At 48.2% G+C, this 556-nt stretch carries 1 protein-coding gene; it reads left to right on the forward strand.

Annotation, left to right across the window (positions count from 1 at the left end; all coding sequences use genetic code 11):
* Nucleotides 1-381 (forward strand): GNAT family N-acetyltransferase (locus tag ABD333_RS47405; protein ID WP_344549507.1); only part of this gene is annotated, 381 nt, incomplete at its 5' end.
* Between the last annotated feature and the right edge of the window lie 175 nt (nt 382-556).

The following is a 556-nucleotide window of genomic DNA, read 5'->3' on the forward strand; positions in this document are numbered from 1 at the left end:
GGCAAAGACTATAATTGGTGGTCAAGAGCCGGTTTAAGCGATGAAAAACTAGCGGAATATGTGCACAGCGATGACACAGAAATCCATGTGCTTTACGTGAACGGCTCACCGGCCGGTTTTTGTGAACTCAGCACAAAAGGTCTGCCGGAACATGTCGAGCTGGTTTATTTTGGGCTGATTGCCGATTTTCACGGGCGAGGTCTCTCGCGCTTCTTTCTCAATGAAGCATTGAGTGCAGCATGGCTGCATGAACCGCAAAAAATCAAATTACAGACCTGTTCACTGGATAGTCCGAAAGCGCTGCAACTTTATCAGCGCATGGGCTTTTCTGCGACTGGTTGGCGCGAGGAAGAAGTGCCTTTGTTTAACGGCGAGGCATAATTTAAGCGCTTTTTTGGTGTATCTCAGTGACAAGTTGTGTTTCTGGATTAGTTTCGCTGACAAAAATCACACAATTACGGCCACGTTGCTTGGCCGTATAAAGCCCGCGATCCGCACGGCTCATGATTTGTGAGTTGGTTTCGTTCTTGGGTGCAGTGGTTGCGCCAATGCTGAT

It is taken from the genome of Actinomadura fulvescens (assembly GCF_039533225.1).
Lineage (GTDB): Bacteria > Actinomycetota > Actinomycetes > Streptosporangiales > Streptosporangiaceae > Spirillospora > Spirillospora fulvescens.